Source organism: Roseivivax isoporae LMG 25204 (assembly GCF_000521865.1).
In the GTDB taxonomy this organism is placed as follows: domain Bacteria; phylum Pseudomonadota; class Alphaproteobacteria; order Rhodobacterales; family Rhodobacteraceae; genus Roseivivax; species Roseivivax isoporae.
On record NZ_JAME01000026.1, the window covers coordinates 1 to 19,248 of the forward strand.

18 protein-coding genes are annotated in these 19,248 nt (G+C 69.8%); all 18 read right to left on the reverse strand.

Annotated features, from left to right (window positions below; translation table 11 throughout):
- Positions 1 to 143: 143 nt before the first annotated feature.
- The 18 genes from RISW2_RS15785 to RISW2_RS15870 all read right to left on the reverse strand — a co-directional run bounded on the left by RISW2_RS15785 (position 144) and on the right by RISW2_RS15870 (position 19,244).
- Positions 144 to 1,121, reverse strand: a complete 978-nt coding sequence (locus RISW2_RS15785; protein WP_043773084.1) for a quinone oxidoreductase family protein — start codon at positions 1,119 to 1,121, stop codon at positions 144 to 146.
- A gap of 12 nt (positions 1,122 to 1,133) precedes the next feature.
- The gene (locus RISW2_RS15790) at positions 1,134 to 1,934 is read right to left on the reverse strand and encodes an SDR family NAD(P)-dependent oxidoreductase (protein ID WP_244437596.1); all 801 of its coding nucleotides are present in this window, start codon (positions 1,932 to 1,934) and stop codon (positions 1,134 to 1,136) included.
- Positions 1,931 to 3,658 carry a thiamine pyrophosphate-binding protein gene (locus tag RISW2_RS15795; RefSeq protein ID WP_043773085.1) on the reverse strand — a complete coding sequence of 576 codons (1,728 nt, stop codon included), beginning with the start codon at positions 3,656 to 3,658 and terminating at the stop codon, positions 1,931 to 1,933. Before RISW2_RS15795 ends, RISW2_RS15790 begins: the two co-directional genes overlap by 4 nt.
- A complete protein-coding gene (locus RISW2_RS15800) occupies positions 3,655 to 5,244 on the reverse strand; it encodes a class I adenylate-forming enzyme family protein (protein ID WP_211238712.1) in 1,590 nt (529 codons plus the stop codon). The genes RISW2_RS15795 and RISW2_RS15800 overlap by 4 nt, the downstream gene beginning before the upstream one ends.
- Before the next feature lie 42 nt (positions 5,245 to 5,286).
- Entirely contained in the window at positions 5,287 to 6,168 is an 882-nt protein-coding gene (locus RISW2_RS15805; RefSeq protein WP_051492090.1) for an ABC transporter permease, read from the reverse strand.
- Positions 6,165 to 6,956 carry an ABC transporter ATP-binding protein gene (locus RISW2_RS15810; protein ID WP_043773087.1) on the reverse strand — a complete coding sequence of 264 codons (792 nt, stop codon included), beginning with the start codon at positions 6,954 to 6,956 and terminating at the stop codon, positions 6,165 to 6,167. Before RISW2_RS15810 ends, RISW2_RS15805 begins: the two co-directional genes overlap by 4 nt.
- Positions 6,953 to 7,726, reverse strand: a complete 774-nt coding sequence (locus RISW2_RS15815; RefSeq protein WP_043773088.1) for a hypothetical protein — start codon at positions 7,724 to 7,726, stop codon at positions 6,953 to 6,955. The genes RISW2_RS15810 and RISW2_RS15815 overlap by 4 nt, the downstream gene beginning before the upstream one ends.
- Entirely contained in the window at positions 7,716 to 8,663 is a 948-nt protein-coding gene (locus tag RISW2_RS15820; RefSeq protein WP_211238713.1) for a beta-propeller fold lactonase family protein, read from the reverse strand. The genes RISW2_RS15815 and RISW2_RS15820 overlap by 11 nt, the downstream gene beginning before the upstream one ends.
- A 60-nt stretch (positions 8,664 to 8,723) precedes the next feature.
- Positions 8,724 to 10,013, reverse strand: coding sequence for an ABC transporter substrate-binding protein (locus RISW2_RS15825; RefSeq protein ID WP_043773090.1), 1,290 nt, complete (start codon positions 10,011 to 10,013; stop codon positions 8,724 to 8,726).
- A complete protein-coding gene (locus RISW2_RS15830; RefSeq protein ID WP_051492091.1) occupies positions 10,010 to 10,807 on the reverse strand; it encodes a transporter substrate-binding domain-containing protein in 798 nt (265 codons plus the stop codon). Before RISW2_RS15830 ends, RISW2_RS15825 begins: the two co-directional genes overlap by 4 nt.
- Before the next feature lie 68 nt (positions 10,808 to 10,875).
- A complete protein-coding gene (locus RISW2_RS15835) occupies positions 10,876 to 12,603 on the reverse strand; it encodes a PQQ-dependent dehydrogenase, methanol/ethanol family (RefSeq protein WP_043773091.1) in 1,728 nt (575 codons plus the stop codon).
- Positions 12,604 to 12,653: 50 nt separating this feature from the next.
- Positions 12,654 to 13,049 (reverse strand): c-type cytochrome, encoded by a 396-nt coding sequence (locus RISW2_RS15840; RefSeq protein ID WP_051492093.1) that lies wholly within the window; start codon positions 13,047 to 13,049, stop codon positions 12,654 to 12,656.
- 308 nt (positions 13,050 to 13,357) lie between these two features.
- A complete protein-coding gene (locus tag RISW2_RS15845; protein ID WP_043773092.1) occupies positions 13,358 to 14,068 on the reverse strand; it encodes a GntR family transcriptional regulator in 711 nt (236 codons plus the stop codon).
- Between the two features lie 131 nt (positions 14,069 to 14,199).
- Positions 14,200 to 14,997, reverse strand: coding sequence for a hydroxypyruvate isomerase family protein (locus RISW2_RS15850; RefSeq protein ID WP_084615437.1), 798 nt, complete (start codon positions 14,995 to 14,997; stop codon positions 14,200 to 14,202).
- On the reverse strand, positions 14,997 to 15,647 hold the full coding sequence (gene otnC / locus RISW2_RS15855) for a 3-oxo-tetronate 4-phosphate decarboxylase (protein ID WP_043773093.1): 651 nt from the start codon (positions 15,645 to 15,647) through the stop codon (positions 14,997 to 14,999). The genes RISW2_RS15850 and otnC overlap by 1 nt, the downstream gene beginning before the upstream one ends.
- Positions 15,644 to 16,897 (reverse strand): 3-oxo-tetronate kinase, encoded by a 1,254-nt coding sequence (gene otnK / locus RISW2_RS15860; RefSeq protein WP_043773094.1) that lies wholly within the window; start codon positions 16,895 to 16,897, stop codon positions 15,644 to 15,646. Before otnK ends, otnC begins: the two co-directional genes overlap by 4 nt.
- Positions 16,894 to 17,724 (reverse strand): shikimate dehydrogenase family protein, encoded by an 831-nt coding sequence (locus RISW2_RS15865; RefSeq protein ID WP_043773095.1) that lies wholly within the window; start codon positions 17,722 to 17,724, stop codon positions 16,894 to 16,896. The genes otnK and RISW2_RS15865 overlap by 4 nt, the downstream gene beginning before the upstream one ends.
- Positions 17,721 to 19,244: a tripartite tricarboxylate transporter permease gene (locus RISW2_RS15870; protein WP_051492095.1), complete on the reverse strand. Its 1,524-nt coding sequence runs from the start codon at positions 19,242 to 19,244 to the stop codon at positions 17,721 to 17,723. The genes RISW2_RS15865 and RISW2_RS15870 overlap by 4 nt, the downstream gene beginning before the upstream one ends.
- Positions 19,245 to 19,248: the final 4 nt, after the last annotated feature.

The window sequence follows — 19,248 nt, forward strand, 5'->3', positions numbered from 1 at the left end:
TCGGGGGAAAGCGTGAAATCCATCGCTCAGCCCTCCCCTGCCGCCAGCGGGACGCGGCCGTCCGCGGGCCGCGCGGCGCCGGTGCGGGGTCTGCGGGCGGGGGGGCGGGCGGTGGCGTGGAACGTGGGCATGTGCGTGGTCCTTCAGGGAACGAGAATGCTGGTGCCGGTCGTGGCACGGGTTTCGAGGGCGCGGTGCGCCCGGGCCGCGTCGGACAGCGCGAACCGGTTGCGCGCCTCTGCCCGCACCGTGCCATCCGCGAGCACGGCCGCCAGCGCGGCGCCCCGGCGTTGCAGCTCGCCCGGATCGGCGATGAAGTGAAAGAGCGTGGGCCGCGTCGCATGCAGCGATTTCCGCGCGAGATCGGAGAACGTGAAACCTTCGATCGCGCCGGAGGACTGGCCGAAGTTCACGAAAGTGCCGTGCACACGCAGGCAGGCGAGCGAGCCGCGCCAAGTCTCGGCGCCGACGCTGTCATAGACCGCCGCGACACCGTGGCCGCCGGTCAGGTCCATGACCGGGTCCACGAAATCCCCCGTGCCGTAATCGATCACCGTGTCGTAGCCATGCGCCTGCGCAAGCGCGACCTTCTCCGCCCCGCCCGCCGTGCCGATGGCGCGCACGCCCTTCGCCGCGAGCCACTGGCCGAGCAGCAGGCCCACGCCCCCGGCCGCCGCGTGGACCAGCACGACGTCGCCCGCGCGGACGGGGTAGCTGTCGTGGATCAGGTACTCCGCGGTCAGCCCCTTGAGGATCACGCCCGCCGCCGTCTCGGTCGACACGCCTTCGGGCAGTTTCAGCAGCCGGTCGGCGGCGATCGCGCGAGCCGAGACATATGCGCCCAGAGGGTGCGCGTAGGCGACCCGGTCGCCGGGCTCAAGGCCGGTGACGCCGGCACCCACGGCCTCCACCACACCTGCGGCCTCCGATCCGAGGACCAGGTCACGCGGTGTCTCCCACGGATAGAGCCCGGTGCGGTGGTAGATGTCGAGGAAGTTGAGGCCCACCGCCTCGTGGCGCACCAGCGCCTCGCCCGGGCCCGGCGCGGGCGTGGCGATCGCGCGCCGTTCCAGCACCTCGGGTCCCCCGGGTTCGCGCGCGATGATGGCGTAGTCCTGCATGGCCTGCCTCCCTCAGAGCGGGCTGACGAGGTGGCCGCCATCGGCCACCAGCGCCGTGCCGGTGATGAAGCTGCCCGCATCCGAGGCGAGCAGGAGCAGCGCGCCGTCGAGGTCCGCAGGCTGCCCGAGCCGGCGCATCGGGATGCGCCTGACCTGGGCGCGCCCGGCCTCGGAAGCGAAGAAGTCGCGGTTGAGGTCGGTCTCGATATATCCGGGGCAGAGCGCGTTCACCCGGATGCCGTGGCGGGCCCATTCCAGCGCCTGCTGTTTCGTCAGTTGCACCAGCGCCGCCTTGGAGGTGGCGTAGGCCGCGACACCCGCGCCCTGCCGCAGGCCGAGGATCGAGGCCACGTTGACGATGGCGCCCGACGCGCCCCCGGCGACCAGCCGCCGCGCGGCCTCGGCCGCCACGCGGCGCGCGCCGTCGAGGTTGACGGCCATGAGCCGCGCCCAGTCCGCGTCATGCTGCTCGAGCAGCAGACCCGGCGTGGCGATGCCCGAATTGTTCACCACGATGTCGACCGGGCCGCCCATGGCCGCCTCGGACGCGTCGAAGGCCTGCGGGACACTCGCCGGGTCGGCGAGGTCGAGCATCGCGACTGACGCGCGGCCGCCCCGTTCCGTGATCCGCGCGGCCAGGGCCTCCATCGGGCCGCTGCGCCGCGCGGCGAGCGTGACCGCCGCGCCCGCATCGGCCAGCACCTCGGCAAAGCGCGCGCCGAGCGTCCCCGAGGCCCCCGTGACGAGCGCGCGGCGTCCGTCGAGCGAGAAGCGCGCGGCGACGGCCGGCATGGCGCGGAGCTGCTCGGTCATGCCAGCCCCCGCCGCAAGCGTTCGGCCTCGTCCCAGACCGTGAGCGGCTGGTAGTCGGGCACGAAACCCAGGCCCTTCCTGGCGTCCGACGACACCGCGTCCTGCGACGTGACCACGTCCACCACCGCCGGCGCGTTTTCCAGCGCGCGGGCAATGGCATCCCTCAGCGCCTCGGGATGCTCCACACGCTCGCCGTGCAGCCCCATCGCACGCGCCATGCCCGCATAATCCGAATGGCGCAGCAGCGTGCCGACCACGCGCCCGCCGTAATTGTCCGACTGGTCGAACCGTTCGATGTTCCATGCGGCGTTGTTCGAGACGATGATGACGGGCTTGGCGCCATGGCGCACCGCCGTGTCGATCTCCATCGCATTGAGCCCGTAGGCCCCGTCGCCGGTGACGCAGACCACCTGCCGGTCGGGAAAGGTGAGGCTCGCGGCATTGGCGTAGGGGACGCCCACGCCGAGGCAGCCGAAGGCGCCGGCGTCGAGATAGGTCCCAGCCTCGAGCCCGACGCGCGCGAAGCTGAGGAAATCGCCGCCATCGGCCACGGCGATGTAATCGGCCGCGACCACCTCCTTCAGCGCGTCGAAGATCGCCATGGGGTGGATCTTGCCGTCCCTGCCCGTCTGCGCCGTTTCCCGGGTGCCGCCGCCGGCGCGCGCGACATGCCTGGCGCGCGTCGCCCCGGCCCACTCCCGGTCGAGCGCGGGCGTGCCGAGCGCCGTCCCAGCCTCGGCCAGAGCGTCGAGCGCGAGGGCCGGCGTCGCCAGGAGTTCTGGCGTGCCGCGGCGGTTGTCGATCAGTTCCGACGCCGTGTCCGAGATGCGGACGAAGCGGGCATGCGGAAAGACCGCTGGGGAGCCGTAGCCGAGCTGGTAGTCGAGCCGGCGGCCCACCGTGATCACGAGATCGGCCTCCTGCATCACCTGCCCGCGCATGGCGCCGACGAAGGAGGGATGCGCGCCTGACACGAGCCCGCGCGCCTCCTGCGTGTCGAGGTAGAGTGCGCCCGAGGCGTCGAGCAGCCGGTTCAGCGCGTCCCGCGCGCCGTTGGCGCCGCGGCCCGCAACCACCACCGGACGCGCCGCGCCCCAGAGCGCCTGCGCGGCCTCGGCGATGGCGCCTGGATCGGGCGGCAGCACGCGCGGCGCCTTGGGCGCCATCCAGTCGTCGAGCACGAGGTGCTCGGGCACATGCTGGCGCAACACGTCGGTCGGGATCTCCAGGTAGACCGGGCCCGGCTCGCCGCCGTCGCCCATGGCGCGGGCCACGGCCTCGTCCAGTTCGCGGATCACCTGTTCCGCGACCCGCGCGGTGCGCGACAGCCGCGCCACCGGGCGGATGATCTCGACATGCGGGATGTCCTGCAAGGGTCCCATGTTCGCCTGCGGGCGCGAGGTGCAGCCGCCGATCACGAGCACCGGAATGCGGGCGAGCGCGGCATTGGCGATGGCGGTCACGGTGTTCGTCACACCCGGTCCCGCCGTTACCATGGCGACGCCAAGTCCGCGCGTCAGCTCGGCATGGGCATGGGCCATGTGCACAGCCGCGCATTCGTGCCGCACGTCGACGATGCGGATGCCGCGCTGCGCGGCAAAGTCCCAGATCGGCTGGACATGCCCGCCCTGCAAGCCGAAGACCCGGTCGACCCCGCGCGCCTCGAGGAATTTCGCGATCCACGCCGCGACGGACAGCCCGTCGCTGTTGAGGTCCTGTGTCATTCCGCTGCCCCTGCCATCTGTGCGGTCTCGAATGCCCCGCTCAGGAGCCGTTCCTTGAGAAGCCCGTGCTGGATCTTGCCCGTGGCCGTCCGCGGGATGTCCTGCGCACCCACGAAGGTGACGCCGCGCGGCCGCTTGAAGCGCGCGATCTGGTCGCCGCACCAGCCGATGACCTCGGCCTCGGTGGCGCGGGCGCCGTCTGCCAGCACCACGACCGCGTGGACCCGTTCGCCCCACTTCTCGTCCGGCACGCCGATCACCGCGACGTCGCGCACCAGCGGCGCGGTCCCCAGCACCGCCTCCACCTCGGTCGGATAGATGTTCTCGCCGCCCGAGATGATCATGTTCTTCTTGCGGTCGATGAGCTTGATGAAGCCCTGCTCGTCCCGCAGCGCCATGTCGCCCACCGTGCAATAGTCGCCGCGGAACGCCTCTGCGGTCTTCTCGGGCAGGTTCCAGTAGCCGTCGAACGTGTAGGGTGTGCAATGGAACAGCTCGCCCGGCTGGCCGTCCGGCACCTCGTTGCCGTCATCGTCGAGCAGCCGGATCGGCGCCGTGCCGACGCATTCGCGACCGACCGTGCCGAGATGGGTGAACTGCTCGTCGGGATGCAGCATCGTGACCCACCCGCCCTCGGAAGAGCCGTAGAGCTCGAAGAGGCCGGAATTGGGGAACATCTCCATCACCGCGCGCTTCGTGTCCGCCCGCGCGGGCGCAGACGAGATCATGAGCTTGGTCATGCGGCCGAGCGCGCGCGCGCGCCGGTCGGAACGCGCCTGGTCCAGCATCATGATGTAATGCGTGGGCACCAGCGAGGTGAAGGTCGCGCCCGACCGCTCCATGACGTCGAGCGCCTCTTCCGCGTCGAAGCTCGCGCGCGAGTAGATCGACGTGACGCCGCCGCGATAGCTGAACGAACAGAAGAAGTTCAGCGAGTTGGCATGGCACATGGGCATGACCAGCAGCGCGTCGTCGCGGGCGCCGATGGCCAGCTCGATCTCGGTCGTGAGGGCGACCAAGGCCTGGCTGCGGTGGCTGCGGATGACGCCCTTGGGCTTGCCCGTCGTACCCGACGTATACATGAGCGCCCACGGATCGGTATCGGCGACGGTCCCCTGCGGCGCGGACGAGGCCGCCCGCAGCAGGAGGTCCTCGTAGTCATGCCAGCCCGCGGCCGTTCCTCCGAAGAGCACGTAGCGCGCGTCCCCGATGTCGAGATCGTCCCTCACTTCCTCGATCAAGGGGTGCAGTCCGTGTTCGCAAAGGATGGCGGCGGCCGCGCAATCCTCGATGATGTAGCGCATCTCGAGCGCACTGAGCCGGAAGTTGAGCGGCACGGCGATCACGCCGGACTTGGCACAGGCGGCGTAGATCTCGGCCCATTCCAGCCGGTTGTGGGCCAGCACCGCGACGCGGTCGCCCTTCCCCAGGCCGAGGCCCGCGAACGCGTTTCCGAGGCGCCGGGCGCGGTCGTTCCATTGCGCGAAGCTGAGCGACCGCTCGAGGTCCCGCGCACCGAGGGCGTCGGGCCTGAGCCGGGCGAAACCGTCCAGCATTTGCCCGAGAGTCAGCAGGGATCGGGTCACGCGACACTCCTTTTGAATTCCGAGTTCATTTCGAGCATTTTTTCAGTCCTTGCCGATGCGGCCGAGGCTCCAGGTCGCGGCGGCGAGCGAGACCAGCGGGACGCCGGCGGCGACGGCGAGCGCCAGCCCCTGCGGCAGCTGGTGAAAGCCGAGAAGCGCCGACCGCATGAGGTCGAGCTGGTAGCTGATCGGGTTGACCCGCACGATCGCCTCGAGCCAGAGCGGAAGCTCCACCACCCAGCCGCCACCGATGGCGTAGATGCCGTGGTCGCGCAGCTGGTCGCGCAGGGATTGCGGGATGTCGAGAAAGCCGATCCCGCCGACGATCCCCTTGAGCGGGAAGATCGAGCCCGACAGGAAATAGAGCGGCTGGATCACCCCGTTCGACAGGCTGCCGAAGCCCTGGAGCCCCTTGAGCCGCAGCGCGATCACCACGCCCACCCCGGTCAGGGCGAAGCCCATGGAGAACATCACCGCCCAGGCCGCCAGCACGCCGGGCAGGCTCAGCGGTACGCCGACCAGCGGCGCGAAGAGCAGCGGGATCGAGCCCTGGATCACGCCCACGCTCGCGCCGCCGGCGAGCTTGCCGAGCGTCACCGAGGCCAGCGGCGCAGGCGACACCAGCACCTGTCGCAACAGCCCGTGGCGGCGGTCGTAGACCAGCGCGAAGGCCGACTGCATCGACGCGAAGAGGACGTTCAGCACCATCACGCCGGGCAGGATGTATTGCGAATAGGTGTATCCCTCGATCTCGCGCAGGGTGGCGCCGAGGCCGAAGCCCAGGATCACCAGCCAGAGCACGGTGCGGGAGACACCCCCGAAGATCTGCGCGCGGTCGCGCAGGTAGCCCGTCACCTCGCGCCGCCAGATCGCCGCGATCACGCGCGGGTCGATCGCGTCGGGGTTCACCGCCGCCCAGATCATGCGCGCCTCCGCACCAGGGCGGGGCGCAGGGGGTGCGCCTCGTCGCGCAGCGCCCGCCCGGTGAGCGCGAGGAACACGTCCTCGAGGCTCGCGGCCGGATCGCCCGCGTGGGCGCGCTTCAGCGCCTCCGGCGTGTCGAGCGCCACGAGGCGACCGCGGTCGAGGATCGCCACCCGGTCGAAGCTTTCCGCCTCCGTCAGCACGTGGGTCGCCATCAGCACCGCCATGCCGCGCGCCCGCAGCGCGCCGATCCGGCCCCAGAGGTCGAGCCGCCCCTGCGGATCGAGACCGAGCGTCGGTTCGTCCAGCACCAGCAGGCGCGGCGCGTGCATCAGGGCGCGCGCCAGTTCGAGCCGCCGCTTCATCCCGCCGGAAAAACCACGGATGGGCCTGTCCGCGGCCTCGACCAGGCCGGCCGCCTCCAGCGCATCGGCGACCGATGCGGCCACGTCCCGACGCGGCACCCGGTGCAAGGCCGCGTGCAGGCGCAGCGTCTCGCGCGGGGTCATGCGCTCGTCGAGCGCGGGCTCCTGGAACAGCACGCCCAGCAGACCCCGCACCTGTCGCGCCTGTCGCACCACGTCGAAGCCTCCCACCTGCGCCGTTCCCGCATCGGGGCGGAGCGCCGTGGTCAGCATGGCAAGCGTCGTCGACTTGCCGGCGCCGTTCGGGCCGATCAGCGCCAGCGACTGCCCCTCCTGCAGGGACAGGCTCAGTCCTGCCACAACCTCGCGCCCGCCGAAGCGGCGGCCGAGGCCACGGGCGTCGAGGATGGGCGCGGAACTCATGGGAAAAGCGACTCCCTGGCGGTGGTGAAGGCGTCGCCGATGCTGTCGCAGCCCGAAAGGTCACCGGACAGGAGCGCGTCGAGATCCGCCTCGATCCGTTCGGCGGGTTCCGCCGCCATGACCGAGACCGGCGCCTCGAGCGCGTCCTCGTAGTAGAGCGCGGTGATCTCGAACCAGCGCGGGCGCGCGGCCTCGTCGGTGGCGCAGCCATCGGTCGCCAGGCGCGACACCGTGTCGAGCGCCCGCCCGAGATCGCGCCCGAGATAGAGATCGGCATCCGCGGCGCGTTCGAGCTGCCCCACCAGCGCCTGTGCCACGACCTCGCCCGCCTCGGGGTCGGCGTCCATGACATCGGGACGCTCCGGCGTCGGCATCAGGGCATCGAGCCGCGCCACCAGATCGGCAAGCTCGGCATCCTGCGGGACCGCCGCGATCCAGGGCTTGACGGTCTGGAGCAGAGCATGGGCCGCGCCATAGGGGTCGCCCTCCGCCTCGCCCTCGTCTTCTCCCTCCTCCTCTTCCTCGCCCTCGACGGCCTCCTCGTAGGCTTCTGCGACGCCGAGCTCGGAGACGAGCAGGAAGGCCGCCACCGCCGCCGCGAGCGGGACGTCGTCCTGCGGCACCGGCACCGCCTCGCCGTCGAGCACGCGCAGAGCGAGGTCGGCGACCTCGAATGGCCGGTCGTGGAACGGGGCATGCGCATAATCGGCAAGTGCCGGGCCGGCCAGCGCCGTCAGCGCGGCGCCGAGAACGAGACGATCACTCCACATGGCCCACCTCGATCGAATGGGCACCGCGGCCCGCCGCGATTTCGTCCGTCACGCACATGCAGGCGGTGTCGATCACGCTGACGCTGTCCGAGAGCCCGTTGGCGGTATAGACCGTGCTGCCGTCCGGGCTGACCGTCACGCCCCAGGGCCGCCGGCCCATGCGCTCCTTGATGACATGAGCCACCTCCAGCGTTTCGGTATCGACCACGTAGACCGCGCTCGTGCCGCCCCCGGCCACGTAGAGCAACTTGCCGTCCGGGCTGAGGTCCACCTCCACCGGGCGGGAATCGAGCCCCAGCGAGACGGTCTCGATCACCCGGTTCTGCGTCACGTCGATCACCGAGATGGTGCCGCCGATCTCGGCCGAGGCATAGGCCCGCGTGCTGTCGGGCGAGAACACCACGTCGCGCGGGCGGTTCCCCACGAGCAGGTGGGTCACGACCTCGAGGGCCTCGGTGTCGATCACGGTGACGGTGTGGCTCGTCTCGCCGGTGACATAGGCCCAGCGTCCGTCCGGGCTCACGTCGACGCCCTCGGGTTCCACGCCCGTCGGAAAGCGGCCAAGTTCCTCGCCGGTCTCGAGGTCGATGCCCACGCCCTGCGCGATCGCCTCCAGCGCGGCCCAGACCTGCTTGCCGTCGGGGCTGATGGCGATGCGCTCGGGATTGCCACCGGCACGATAGCTCCGCAGGACCGTGTTCGTGGCCACGTCGATGGCAACGATGGCGTCCTCGGGCTTTTCCGTCAGCGGCAGGAAGTCGGAGACGGCGACGTAGACCGTCTTGCCGTCGGGGCTGATCGCCATGCCGCGCGGACGCACGTCACCCGGACGGCCCGAGATCTCGATCTCGCCCTCCGGCCCGGTCTCGGGTGCGACGACGGAGAGGTTGGCACCGTATTCGTTCGACACATACAGCCGGTAATTCTCTGACGCCATGGCTGTACTGCCCATCAGGGCAAACAGTATCAACGAATTGCGAAACATTCTTTTTCCTCCCTAGGATCCGCACGCTTGACGCGGGGCGATGTCGCCCAACTGGTCCAGCCGTTCCACCGGGTCGGTGCCCGGCATGTAGATGGCGGGCAATTCGCCCACGAGCCGCGCCCGCGCCTCGAGCGTGGCAAGGTCGCTGCCGGTGCCGGCCGCCGGGTCGAGCCGGACGAGGTAGAGCGACTGCCGCAACTGGTGGTCCCAGGGCCGGAAGCTGACGCCGATGCCCTTGTGCAGGTCCATGACGGTATCTTCGCGGGCGAGATGCGCGGCCATGGCGCGGCCCTCGGCACCGCCGCCGAACTGCGCCGCGTCGAAGGCGATCTTCATGGCCTGGTAGGCGGCCCAGCCTGCGGAATCCATCGGGCGGCCCCAGCGCGCGGCGGCCCGCGCGTTCAGCTCGCGCGCGCCGTAGGCGTCAAGCGTGGGCTCCCAGAGCGCGGCGCGGTGCCCCGCCCCGGCGTTCGGCGCGGCCAGCATCGCGTCCTCGTAGAACCGTCGCGTCTGGGTCGCGGCCTCGGGGAAGGCGGCGACCGGCGCGGTCAGCCCCTCGGCCTCGTAGCGGGCGAGGAAGGCGAGCTGCGTGTGCCAGTCCGTCAGCACCAGCACGGCCTCGGGCCGCTCATCGGCCACGGCGGCAAGCGCCTCGGTGAAATCCCGCGACGCCACCGGCACCTCGGCCGTGATCCGAGCACCCCAGTGGCGCTGCCCGAGGGCCGTCCGCGCCCGTTCGAGCCGCGCGCGGCCCTCGGGATCCGGGCCGTGCAGGATCACCCAGCGGCGGTGGCCCGCGCGCAGGAACCAGCCCGCCATCGCGTCGAGATACATGGCCGCGCTCGCCTCGACGTGGAAGGTCATGGGCGTGCAGGCCGCCCGCAGCGTGTCGGCACTCGCAGCGATGTTGAGGAACAGGGTGCCGGTCTCTTCGGCGACCTCGGAGAGGACGCGCGCCTCGGCCTCGGAGAAGCCGCCCACCAGCACCTGCACGCCGTCCACCGCCACGAGCCGGCGCGCCGCGCGGGCGACGGCCTCGGCCCCCGGCGCATTGGCGGTGAAAAGCGTGACGGAATGGCCGAACAGGGCGCCGTTGCGGCCCATCTCCTCCTCGCCGAAGACCGCGCCGCGGCGGGCCATCTCGGCAGGATGGGAAAGGTTTTCCGGCCCGTCGGCGCGGGACGGCCCGCCGAGCGGCAGCACGATGCCCACGCGCAGGGCGAAGCCCGTCGTGGCGCGCGCCAGCGCAGGGGCGGCGAGGGCCGCGGCCAGCAGCGCGCGGCGGGTCAGGCGGGCGGTCATTGTCCCGCCTCTGGCAGACGCGGTTTCGGCAGCGGCCAGAGCGGCAGGCCGGTCTCGGCGAGCACCGCCTGGATGTCGTCCCATCGGTTGGCCAGGGCGCGGTCGAGCGCGTCGCGCAGCGCTTCGTCCTCGGGCCGGACGCCGATGGAGAAGGACGCGAACATCGGCAGGAACGGCATGTCGATCTCGGGCGTCACCGCGCGCACCTCGTGGCCGTCGTCGACATGCGGCACGGCGCTCGGTCCCCAGAGCACGGCAAGGTCGATCTCGCCCGAGTCGAGCGCGGCGAGGATGCGCGTCTCGGTCTCGCCGGCGGTGCCGCTTGCGGCGAAATGCACGAGGCTGTCCATGTGCCCGCGCCGCGTCAGGCCGAGCGCCGGCGGCGTGGTGCGGCGCGCGCCGCCGGGCAGGCCGACGCGCAGACCCTCGAGCGCCGGATCATCGAGCGAGCCGACCTGCGGCCCGTCCTCGCGGAAGACGAAGACGAAGCCGCTGCGGTAATAGGCGTGGCTCGTCATGGTGCCGGGCTGGCCGTCGATCACGCCCATCAGCACGTCGCAGGTGCCGTCGTGCAGGAAACCGCGGGCGGTCCTGCCGCGCCGGTTCGGCATCCAGACGAAGCGCGCCTCTGCGCCCAGCTCCTCGGCCAAGAGATGCACGATGCGGTTGTCGAAACCGCTCTCGTCGCGGCTGGAATAGGGAGGCCCCGCAGGATCGGCACAGACCGCGAGGTCCCAGGCGGATGCGGGTGCGGCGAGCGCGCTGATCAGCAGAAGGGACAACAGGGATCGCATGGCCTCTCTCCGCGGGGCATGGCAGGAAGGTGGCGACGGGCGCGGGCACCCGCGCCCCCGGTTTCGGATCAGAGGGCGAAGACCCAGATGGTGCCGCCCTGCGGGATCTTCGTCTCGGTGCCCATCCCGGCATCGATGAAGCCCTGGAAGCGGTCGCCGTCCACGCCCCACCCGGTGGTCACGGCGACGTATTGCTTGCCGTCGACCTCGAAACTGGTGGGCGGGGCGACGATTCCCCCGTCCATCTGGTGCTCCCAGAGAACCTCGCCCGACGCGGCGTCGAAGGCGCGGAACATGGCGTCACCCGTGCCGCCGACGAAAACCAGCCCGCCCTCGGTGGACAGGACCGGGCCCCAGTTCGGCATCTTGAAGTTGACCTGCCACTTCTTTTCGAGCGTGCGGATGTCCCAGGCCTGCAGCGCGCCGATGTGGTCCGCGGCCGCTTCGGTCGGCGCCATCTCGAGCCCCGATCCGAGGAAGAGCACGCCCGGTTCGTATTCCACCGGCGCGCCTTCGGCCGATCCGCAATGGTTCTCGTTCACCGAGATGTAGAGCATGCCGGTGTTCGGATTGTAGGCATCGGCCGGCCAGTCGCGCCCGCCCCACGCTGAGGGGCAGAAATCGGCGCGCTTTCCGGTGCCCGCGACGCGCTCCGGGTCGTAGCTGGGGCGCCCGTTCTCGTCGAGGCCGGTGAACACGTTCTGGTAGACATAGGGCTTGCCCTCGATGAACTTCAGCTCGCCCCCGGCGCGGTCCATCTTGTAGATCCAGCCGTTGCGCGCGAAGCGCACCGCGAGGTCCTGCCCGTCGAGCGTCATCAGCGTCGGCGGGACCACCTCGTCCCAGTCCCAGCTGTCGTTCCAGTGATACTGGAAGTGCGTCTTGATCTCGCCGGTCTTCGGATCGACGCCGATGGTCGAGGTCGTGTAGAGGTTGTCGCCCGGCCGCATGTCGCCGATCCAGGGCGCGGCGTTGCCCACGCCCCACATGGCGAGTCCGTTCTTCACGTCGTAGTTGCCCGTGATCCAGATCGGGCCGCCGCCAGTCTTCCAAGTGTCGCCCGGCCAGGTCTCCGAGCCCGGCTCGCCCGGGGCGGGAATGGTGTAGGTCTTCCACAGGCTCTCGCCCGAATTGGCGTCGAATCCCTGCACGAAACCGCGGATGCCGAACTCGCCGCCCGAGACGCCGGCCATCACGATGCCGTCGACGACGAGCGGCGCCAGCGTGCTGTAGTAGCCGTTCTGCCATTCCTCCATCGTGGCTTCCCAGAGCTTTTCGCCGGTCGCCGCGCTGACCGCGATCAGCTTGGCGTCGAGCGTCGCCATGAAGAGCTTGTCTTCCCAGAGCGCCACACCGCGGTTCGTCGGGTGCACGGGGATGATGTCGGACGGAAGCTCGTGCCGGAAGCGCCAATGCTCCTCGCCCGTGGCAGCGTCGACGGCGATGATCTGCTGGTCGGGCGTGGTCACGAACATCACGCCGTCATTGACCAGCGCCGGCGACTGGTGCGCAGGGCGCGCAGGCAGCGCGGCGAAATCCGAAAGCTCCGCATAGGGGCCGGTCGGCAGGCTCCAGGCCACCTTGAGACCCGAGACGTTGTCGGTGCTGATCTCGGTCAGCGGGCTGTGCCCGTGCCCGTCATAGGTGCGGCGCGTCAGCAGCCAGTTGCCGTCCTCGGGCGCCTCGAGCCGCTCGGCCGTGATCGGCGCGTAATCGGCGATCTCGCCCGCTTGCAGCGGCAACGCGACGGTCAGCGCCGCCAAGCTCGTGGCCAGAAGCCAGGGTCTGCGTGTCATGTCTGTCCTCCCGGTGGAAAATGTCCGGCGCGCGGCGCGCCCGGAAAGCGTCAGCGCAGCTCTGCCACGTCGCTGGCCGCCATGGGCCCGTGGGCGTGGCCCCAGCTGTTGCGCACATAGGTGACGATCATCGCGATCTCGTCGTCGCTCAGGTGTTCGGCGAAGGACGCCATGTATCCGGGGCCGACGAGGATGACGCTGGCCACGTAGTCCGCGTCCTCCAGCATCTCGTTGCCCGCCAGGGGCTTGCCCGACGTTCCCTTGGAGCCGTGGCAGAGGCGGCAGTTCTTCAGGTAGAGGGCCTCGCCCTGTTCCATCACCGATGACGACACCGGTGTTTCCGCGGCATCGGTATCGGCGCCAGCCGAGGCGTCCGACAGCGCGCCCAGCCCGAAGGCAATAGCGGTCAGGGGCGCTGCAAGCAGCGCTTTGAAGATCGTTGGCATGTGCTTCCTCCCTTCAGAACTTTGGGGTTCTGAATTCAGAAGTCACTGTGATCGATCAATTGCCCGTCTGTCAATCGTCTCGTTCGAGACAGATGAAAATCTGCTGACACCTAGAAAACCTTGGAATTTCGCCACCCGAAACGGCACGGGCACGCGGTCTCCGACCCGCGCGGGCGACTCCGCAGGATCAAGCCGGATTCGGAACCCTGCATTCAAACTAAGGTGTCACGGACGGGGCGCGATCCGGGCAACGGCCCATGCAACCCGCAGCCGGCAACCCTCCCGTCGGAGGCTAAACGCCGGTCCGGTCAGGACAGTGTCGCCGCGCCGAAGAGATGATCGGCCTTGCCCGCTTCCATCGCCTCGATCAGCGCCTGCTGCGCCCCGAGAACGTGATCGGTCGCGAGTGTCACGGCGCGGTCCACCTCGCCCGCGACCAGCAGGTCGAGGATATGCTCGTGCTGTGCCCAGACCAGCGGGCCGCGCGCGGCATGCAGCAGCACGCCGATCATGATGCGCCGCAGGAAAAGCCAGTGCGATTCGGCTGTCGGACGGATGAGCGGGTTGCCGGCCATGTCGTAGATGAAGGAATGGAACTGCACGTCATGGCGCACCGCCTCGGCGGCGCTTCCGGCCTGTTCAGCGCCCTTGCCGATGGCGAGGATGGCATCGCCCTCCCGCCGCAGACGCGCCTTGAACGCCGCGTCCTGCCGCGACCGTTCCGCCACCAGCCGCACGGCCAGCTGGTCCAGCACGAGCCGAATCTGGTAGTGATGCTCCATGCTCTCGCGGTCGATCGGCGCGACGAAAAGCCCGCGTCCGCCGCTCTCGACCACAAGCCCGTCGTTCTTTAACAGGAGCATGGCCTGCTGCACCGGCTGCCGCGACACGCCGAGCGTGCCGGCCAGGTCCTCCTGCACGAGGTGCATGCCAGGTTCGAGGCTGCAATCGCAGATGCTTTCGCGGATCGCGTGGTAGACCTGTTCCGTCCGGCTGGGCGCGTTGACGAGCGGCTTCAATCGAGACCTCCAGAAACGCCGAACTCTGAATTCGACTGCCCCCCACGCTAAGGTCGCGCACGGCGGAAGTCAGCCGGAAATTGCGACAGCCGCAAAGAAATCCGGCATGACCGGCGCGGGCGCCGACAGCGTCAGGAACCCGGTCCGAGCGCGCCGGGGATGACGTCTCCGTCCGGGCGCTGTGTCCGCCTGAACGCCGCGAGCCAGTCGCCGGGTGGCATGGTCGGACGGAATTCGGCGCCGACGGCGCCGCAATAGCCGCTCGCGGCGATCACGCGGTCGACGGCCAGCTCGCCGAATTCCGGCTCGGTGCGGTCCGGCGCGCCGGCCACCTGCACATGACCGATGAGCGGCCCGAGGGCGCGCATGCGGGCCACGTGGTCTCCCTGCATGATCTGCATGTGGTAGAGGTCGTACATGATCCGGAGCGCGGGATGGTTCACGGCCTCGACGATGCGGCGGGCGTGATCGGTGCCGGTCAGGAAGTAGCCCGGCACGTCGCGCAGGTTCAGGGGCTCGATCAGGAGCATGAGACCCTGCGCCTCGGCGCGCACGGCGCCCCGCCGCAGGTGATCGACGAAGACCGCCTCGGCCGCGGACGCGTCAGTCCGGCCGGCCATGACATGTACCGCGCCGAGACCCGCCTTCGCCGCATGCGCAAGCGCCGCATCCAGAGCGCGATCCGCGTCGTCCTCGCGCCCCGGAAGCGCGCCCAGCCCGAACTCCCCCGCCCCGAGGTCGCCCCGGCTCGTGTTGAGGCTGAGACCTGGAATGCCCGCCGCTGCAAGCGCCGCCGCGATCTCGGCGGCCGGGACGTCGTAGGGCCAGTGGAACTCCACCGCGTCGAAACCGTCCCGGGCCGCGGCAGCGATCGCCCCGGGCAGCGGCAGGTCGGTGTAGAGAAATCCCAGGTTTGCGGAAATGCGCATCACGCGTCCCAGTCGATGGAGAAATGACGGCAGAGGTCGGCCACGTCCGCCGACGACAACGGCGTGGGGTTCAGGCCCTGCGTCAGGAGCGTGAGCTTGGCAACCTCCTCGAGCTCTTCGGCGGCATGGACCGCAGCCTCGAGGTCGCGGGCTGCGACGACGGGGCCGTGGTTGGCGAGCAGCACCGCCGAACGCCGTCCCGCGAGGTCGCGCACTGCCCCGCCCATGGCCGGATCGCCCGGACGGAAATACGGCAGGAGTTTCACCTGCCCGAGGCGCATGACGGAATATGCGGTGAGCGGGTGAAAGACACAGTCGGGGTCGATTCCCGGCAGCATCGAGACCGCGACCGAATGCGTTGAATGCAGGTGCACCACTGCGCCCGTCGCGGGCCCACGCGTGTCGTAGAACGCGGCATGAAGCGGCAGTTCCTTGGTCGGCGCATCCCCCGAAACGTGCCGCCCCTCCGCGTCGAGACGCGTGAGGCGCGCCGGATCGAGAGCGCCGAAGGAGGACCCCGTCGGCGTGACGAGGTAGCCGTCGTCGATCCGGGCCGAGATGTTGCCCGAACTGCCGTTGGTCAGCCCACGCTCGAAAAGCGAGCGCGCCAACCGGCAGATGTCCTCGCGTATGTCCATTTCTTCGCTCATGGTGCTCCTCCTGCCAGAACGCGCGCGGCATCCCCGAAGAAGTCCGGTCCGCCGAAATTGCCCGACTTGAGCGTGCAGACGAAATGCCCGTCTTCGGGAGCAAGCGCCGGCACGCCGGGCGCGATCTGCGGCCCGATGCGGGCCGTGGAAATGCCGAGCGCGGAGACGACGGCGCCGGACGTCTCGCCGCCGCCGACGACCAACCGGTCGATTCCGCGCGCCACGAGTGCTGAGGCGAGTGCGCCGAAAAAGACCTCGAGCACTTCGGCGCTTCGCGCGCGCCCGAGCCTCTCCTGCACGGCAGCGAGCGCGTCGGCGGGCATGGTCGAGCTGATGAGCGGGACGTCGTCCTCACGCTGTGCCATCACCCACTCGACCACCTCTGCCACGGTCTGCCGCCCGTCCGCGACCGCCACGGGATCGAGCCGCACCACCGGCGCGTGCATGGCATGGCGCGCGACCTGTTGCTGCGTCATGCGCGAACAGGACCCTGCGAGGGCCGCAGCGCGGCCACGCCGTCCCTGCCACGGCACGCCCTGTCCCGGCTTCGCGGCAAAGTTCGCAGGCAGCCCGAGACCCAGGCCCGAGCCGCCGCTCACCAGGGCATCGTCCGCGACCGCCGCACCGATGGCTTCGAGGTCCCGGTCGTCGACGGTGTCGACGACCAAGTAGCGCAGGCCCTCCGCCTCGGCCGCGTCGAGCGCCGCACGGATTGCCGCGCTTCCGCCCCGGACGATCTCCGCACTCACATGGCCGATGCGTGCTTCGGTCTGGAGACCGAGCCAGAAGCGGATGTCGGGCTCGGTCATGGGCGTAAGCGGGTGATCCTCCATCCCGGAACGGCTCAGCAGCGTGTCGTTGACGAACAAATGACCCATGAACACCCGCCGCCCGGTACCGGGGAAGGCGGGCACGACCACGGCGCGACGGGCGCCTAGTCGGTCGGCGAGGGCATCGAGTACCGGGCCGATATTGCCCTTGGGGGTCGAATCGAAGGTCGAGCAGTACTTGAAGTATATCTGCGTGCAGCCCTGCGCGCGCAGCCAGTCGAGCGCGGCAAGGGATTGCGCAACCGCGTCAGCGACAGGAAGCGACCGCGTCTTGAGTGCAAGCACGGCCGCGTCCGTGTCGGGCACTCGGCCGCCCGGTGGCACGCCGATGCACAGCGTCGTAGGCATGCCCGCCCGCGCCAGCATGTTGCCGAGGTCAGATGCGCCGGTGAAGTCGTCGGCGATGCATCCGAGTTTCATGCGGGACACTCCTGCGCGGTTGCAGCGCCGTTGGGAAAGAGAAACGACGTGATCGCGGGCATCTGGCCCGCCACCATTTCAGGCCCGGTCTGGATGGGATGACCACGCGCCCGCGCCGCGGTGATCCATGGCGTCTCGGCCGGCTCCGGCACGATGTCGGCGACGATGCAGCCCGGGGGCAGATCCTCCAGGGGCCACGGATGGGCCGGATCGCCGCCCATGCCGACAGGCGTCGCGTTGCAGGCAAGCGCACAGGCGAAATCGCCCGGCGGTGTGGCCGTGACCGCCGACTCGGGTCGTGCCCGGGTCAGGCGCGCGATCAACTCCACCGCGCGCGCAGCCGTCCGGTCGCGGATCACGAGCCGGCCGACACCCGCGTCGAGAAGCGCGAGCGCGATGGCCGATCCTGCACCGCCTGCCCCCACCAACAGCGCATCGCGGCCAGTGAGGACGTGACCCTTCGATGCGAGCGCGCTTGCGAAACCCTGCCCGTCGGTCATGTGACCCTCGAGGCGCCCGTCCGAAAGCCGTTTCACCACATTGCACGCGCCGGTCAGCATGACCGCCTCGGTCCAGCTGTCGAGGGCGTCGGCCGCGGCAAGCTTGTGGGGGTAAGTGATCACCGCGCCGGCACAGTTTTGCCAGCCCCGCAGCGCTTGCAGCGTCGCCGGCAGATCCTGCGGAGCGACGTGGACCGGAATCATCACCGCATCGCGGTCCGCCTCGGCCGCCCAAGCAGCGAACGCCGCAGGCGACTTCACCTGCACGACCGGATCGCCCAGCATGGCGACGAAGGCTGTCCTGCCCGAGATCGCCTTCCCGCTCATGTTCGGCGCCCGATCGCCCGCAGACCGCGCTGCGCGATGTTCTGGCCGAGCCGTCGGGTCGGCCCGACCTGCGCGAGGATCATCAGCACAACTACCGCGCAGAGAACCGCCGAGATCGGGCGGGTGAAGAACGGAGAATAGTCGCCGTCGGCAAGCGTGAAGGAGCGGCGCAGGTTCTGGTCGAGGATCGGTCCCAGAACGATGCCCAGCACCAGCGGTGCCACCGGATAGTTCATCAGCCGCAAGCCGAAACCAAGGATGCCGAACGCGACCACCACCCAGATGTCGAAGAACCGCGACTGGATGGCATACGGCCCGACGAGGCACAGGACCGCGATCACCGGCATGAGCCAGGTGTCCTTGACCTTGAGCACCAGCACCATGACCCGCGTAAGCCCGAGCCCCAGGACGAGAATTCCGAGGACCGCGAGCGTCAGCATGGCGATGATGTCGTAGATCATCTGCGGATCCGTGGTCATCATCAGCGGGCCAGGCTGCGCGCCGTGGATGATCAGCGCCGCCATCAGCACCGCCGCGACTCCAGAGCCGGGGATACCGAGGGTCAGGACCGGGATGATGGCACCCGGGACGGAGGCGTTGTTGCCGGTCTCTGCCGCCGTCAGGCCATCGATGGACCCCTTCCCGAACTCCTCCGGCGTACGGCTGAACCGCTTGGCCAACGCGTAGGATGTCCAAGCGCCGATGTCCTCGCCGACACCCGGGAGAAGCCCGGTGATCGTCCCGAGGATTCCCGACCGCACGATCGTCCAGCGCAGCTTCAGGATATCGGCGATGCGCGGGATTACCCTGTCGGATGCGTCCGAGATCGAGGCGTTCATCTTGCGACGCATGACGTAGAGCACCTCGGCGAAGCCGAAGGCGCCGACCATCGCCGGCAGGAGGGCAATCCCCGCCGAAAGTTCGGTCATGCCGAAAACGAAGCGTTCGTAGCCGTAGGAGGACTCGCGCCCGATGGTGGCCACGAGAAGTCCGATGAGCCCCGACACCCATCCCTTGACCGGGTCGTTGCCCGAAAGGCCGCCGGACAGCATCACACCGGCCAGCGCCAGCCAGAAGAACTCGTAGGCGCCGAAGGACAGCGCGAACTCGCCAAGCGGCGGCGTGATGATAGCGAGGAGCATGATGCCGAGCAGCGTGCCAAACACCGATCCCATGGTCGCCATGCCCATGGCCTCACCCGCCCGGCCCTGGCGCGCCAGCACGAAGCCGTCGAGCGCCGTTGCTGCCGAGGAGGGCGTTCCGGGAATGTTGAGTAGGATGGCGCTGCGGCTGCCGCCGTAGATGGCGAGGACGTAGGTGCAGATCAGCACGAGGATGGCGTCGCTGCTCTCCATGTGGATGGTCATGGTGGTCAGAAGTGCGAGGCCCATGGTCGCCGTAAGGCCCGGCAGCGCACCGATCACCAGCCCTCCGAAACAGGCCGCCGCGGCCAGCAGCAGCGACTGCAGGTCAAAGAGCTTGCTGAAGGCAGTCGTGAGGTAGGGAAGGAATTCCAACATGGCG

What these genes read in the sequence shown, in the direction of transcription:
- RISW2_RS15785 (WP_043773084.1), bottom strand. Translation starts at nt 1,121, where the DNA reads ATGCAGGACTACGCCATCATCGCGCGCGAACCCGGGGGACCCGAGGTG.
- RISW2_RS15790 (WP_244437596.1), bottom strand. Translation starts at nt 1,934, where the DNA reads ATGACCGAGCAGCTCCGCGCCATGCCGGCCGTCGCCGCGCGCTTCTCG.
- RISW2_RS15795 (WP_043773085.1), bottom strand. Translation starts at nt 3,658, where the DNA reads ATGACACAGGACCTCAACAGCGACGGGCTGTCCGTCGCGGCGTGGATC.
- RISW2_RS15805 (WP_051492090.1), bottom strand. Translation starts at nt 6,168, where the DNA reads ATGATCTGGGCGGCGGTGAACCCCGACGCGATCGACCCGCGCGTGATC.
- RISW2_RS15810 (WP_043773087.1), bottom strand. Translation starts at nt 6,956, where the DNA reads ATGAGTTCCGCGCCCATCCTCGACGCCCGTGGCCTCGGCCGCCGCTTC.
- RISW2_RS15815 (WP_043773088.1), bottom strand. Translation starts at nt 7,726, where the DNA reads ATGTGGAGTGATCGTCTCGTTCTCGGCGCCGCGCTGACGGCGCTGGCC.
- RISW2_RS15820 (WP_211238713.1), bottom strand. Translation starts at nt 8,663, where the DNA reads ATGGCGTCAGAGAATTACCGGCTGTATGTGTCGAACGAATACGGTGCC.
- RISW2_RS15825 (WP_043773090.1), bottom strand. Translation starts at nt 10,013, where the DNA reads ATGACCGCCCGCCTGACCCGCCGCGCGCTGCTGGCCGCGGCCCTCGCC.
- RISW2_RS15830 (WP_051492091.1), bottom strand. Translation starts at nt 10,807, where the DNA reads ATGCGATCCCTGTTGTCCCTTCTGCTGATCAGCGCGCTCGCCGCACCC.
- RISW2_RS15835 (WP_043773091.1), bottom strand. Translation starts at nt 12,603, where the DNA reads ATGACACGCAGACCCTGGCTTCTGGCCACGAGCTTGGCGGCGCTGACC.
- RISW2_RS15840 (WP_051492093.1), bottom strand. Translation starts at nt 13,049, where the DNA reads ATGCCAACGATCTTCAAAGCGCTGCTTGCAGCGCCCCTGACCGCTATT.
- RISW2_RS15850 (WP_084615437.1), bottom strand. Translation starts at nt 14,997, where the DNA reads ATGCGCATTTCCGCAAACCTGGGATTTCTCTACACCGACCTGCCGCTG.
- otnC (WP_043773093.1), bottom strand. Translation starts at nt 15,647, where the DNA reads ATGAGCGAAGAAATGGACATACGCGAGGACATCTGCCGGTTGGCGCGC.
- otnK (WP_043773094.1), bottom strand. Translation starts at nt 16,897, where the DNA reads ATGAAACTCGGATGCATCGCCGACGACTTCACCGGCGCATCTGACCTC.
- RISW2_RS15865 (WP_043773095.1), bottom strand. Translation starts at nt 17,724, where the DNA reads ATGAGCGGGAAGGCGATCTCGGGCAGGACAGCCTTCGTCGCCATGCTG.
- RISW2_RS15870 (WP_051492095.1), bottom strand. Translation starts at nt 19,244, where the DNA reads ATGTTGGAATTCCTTCCCTACCTCACGACTGCCTTCAGCAAGCTCTTT.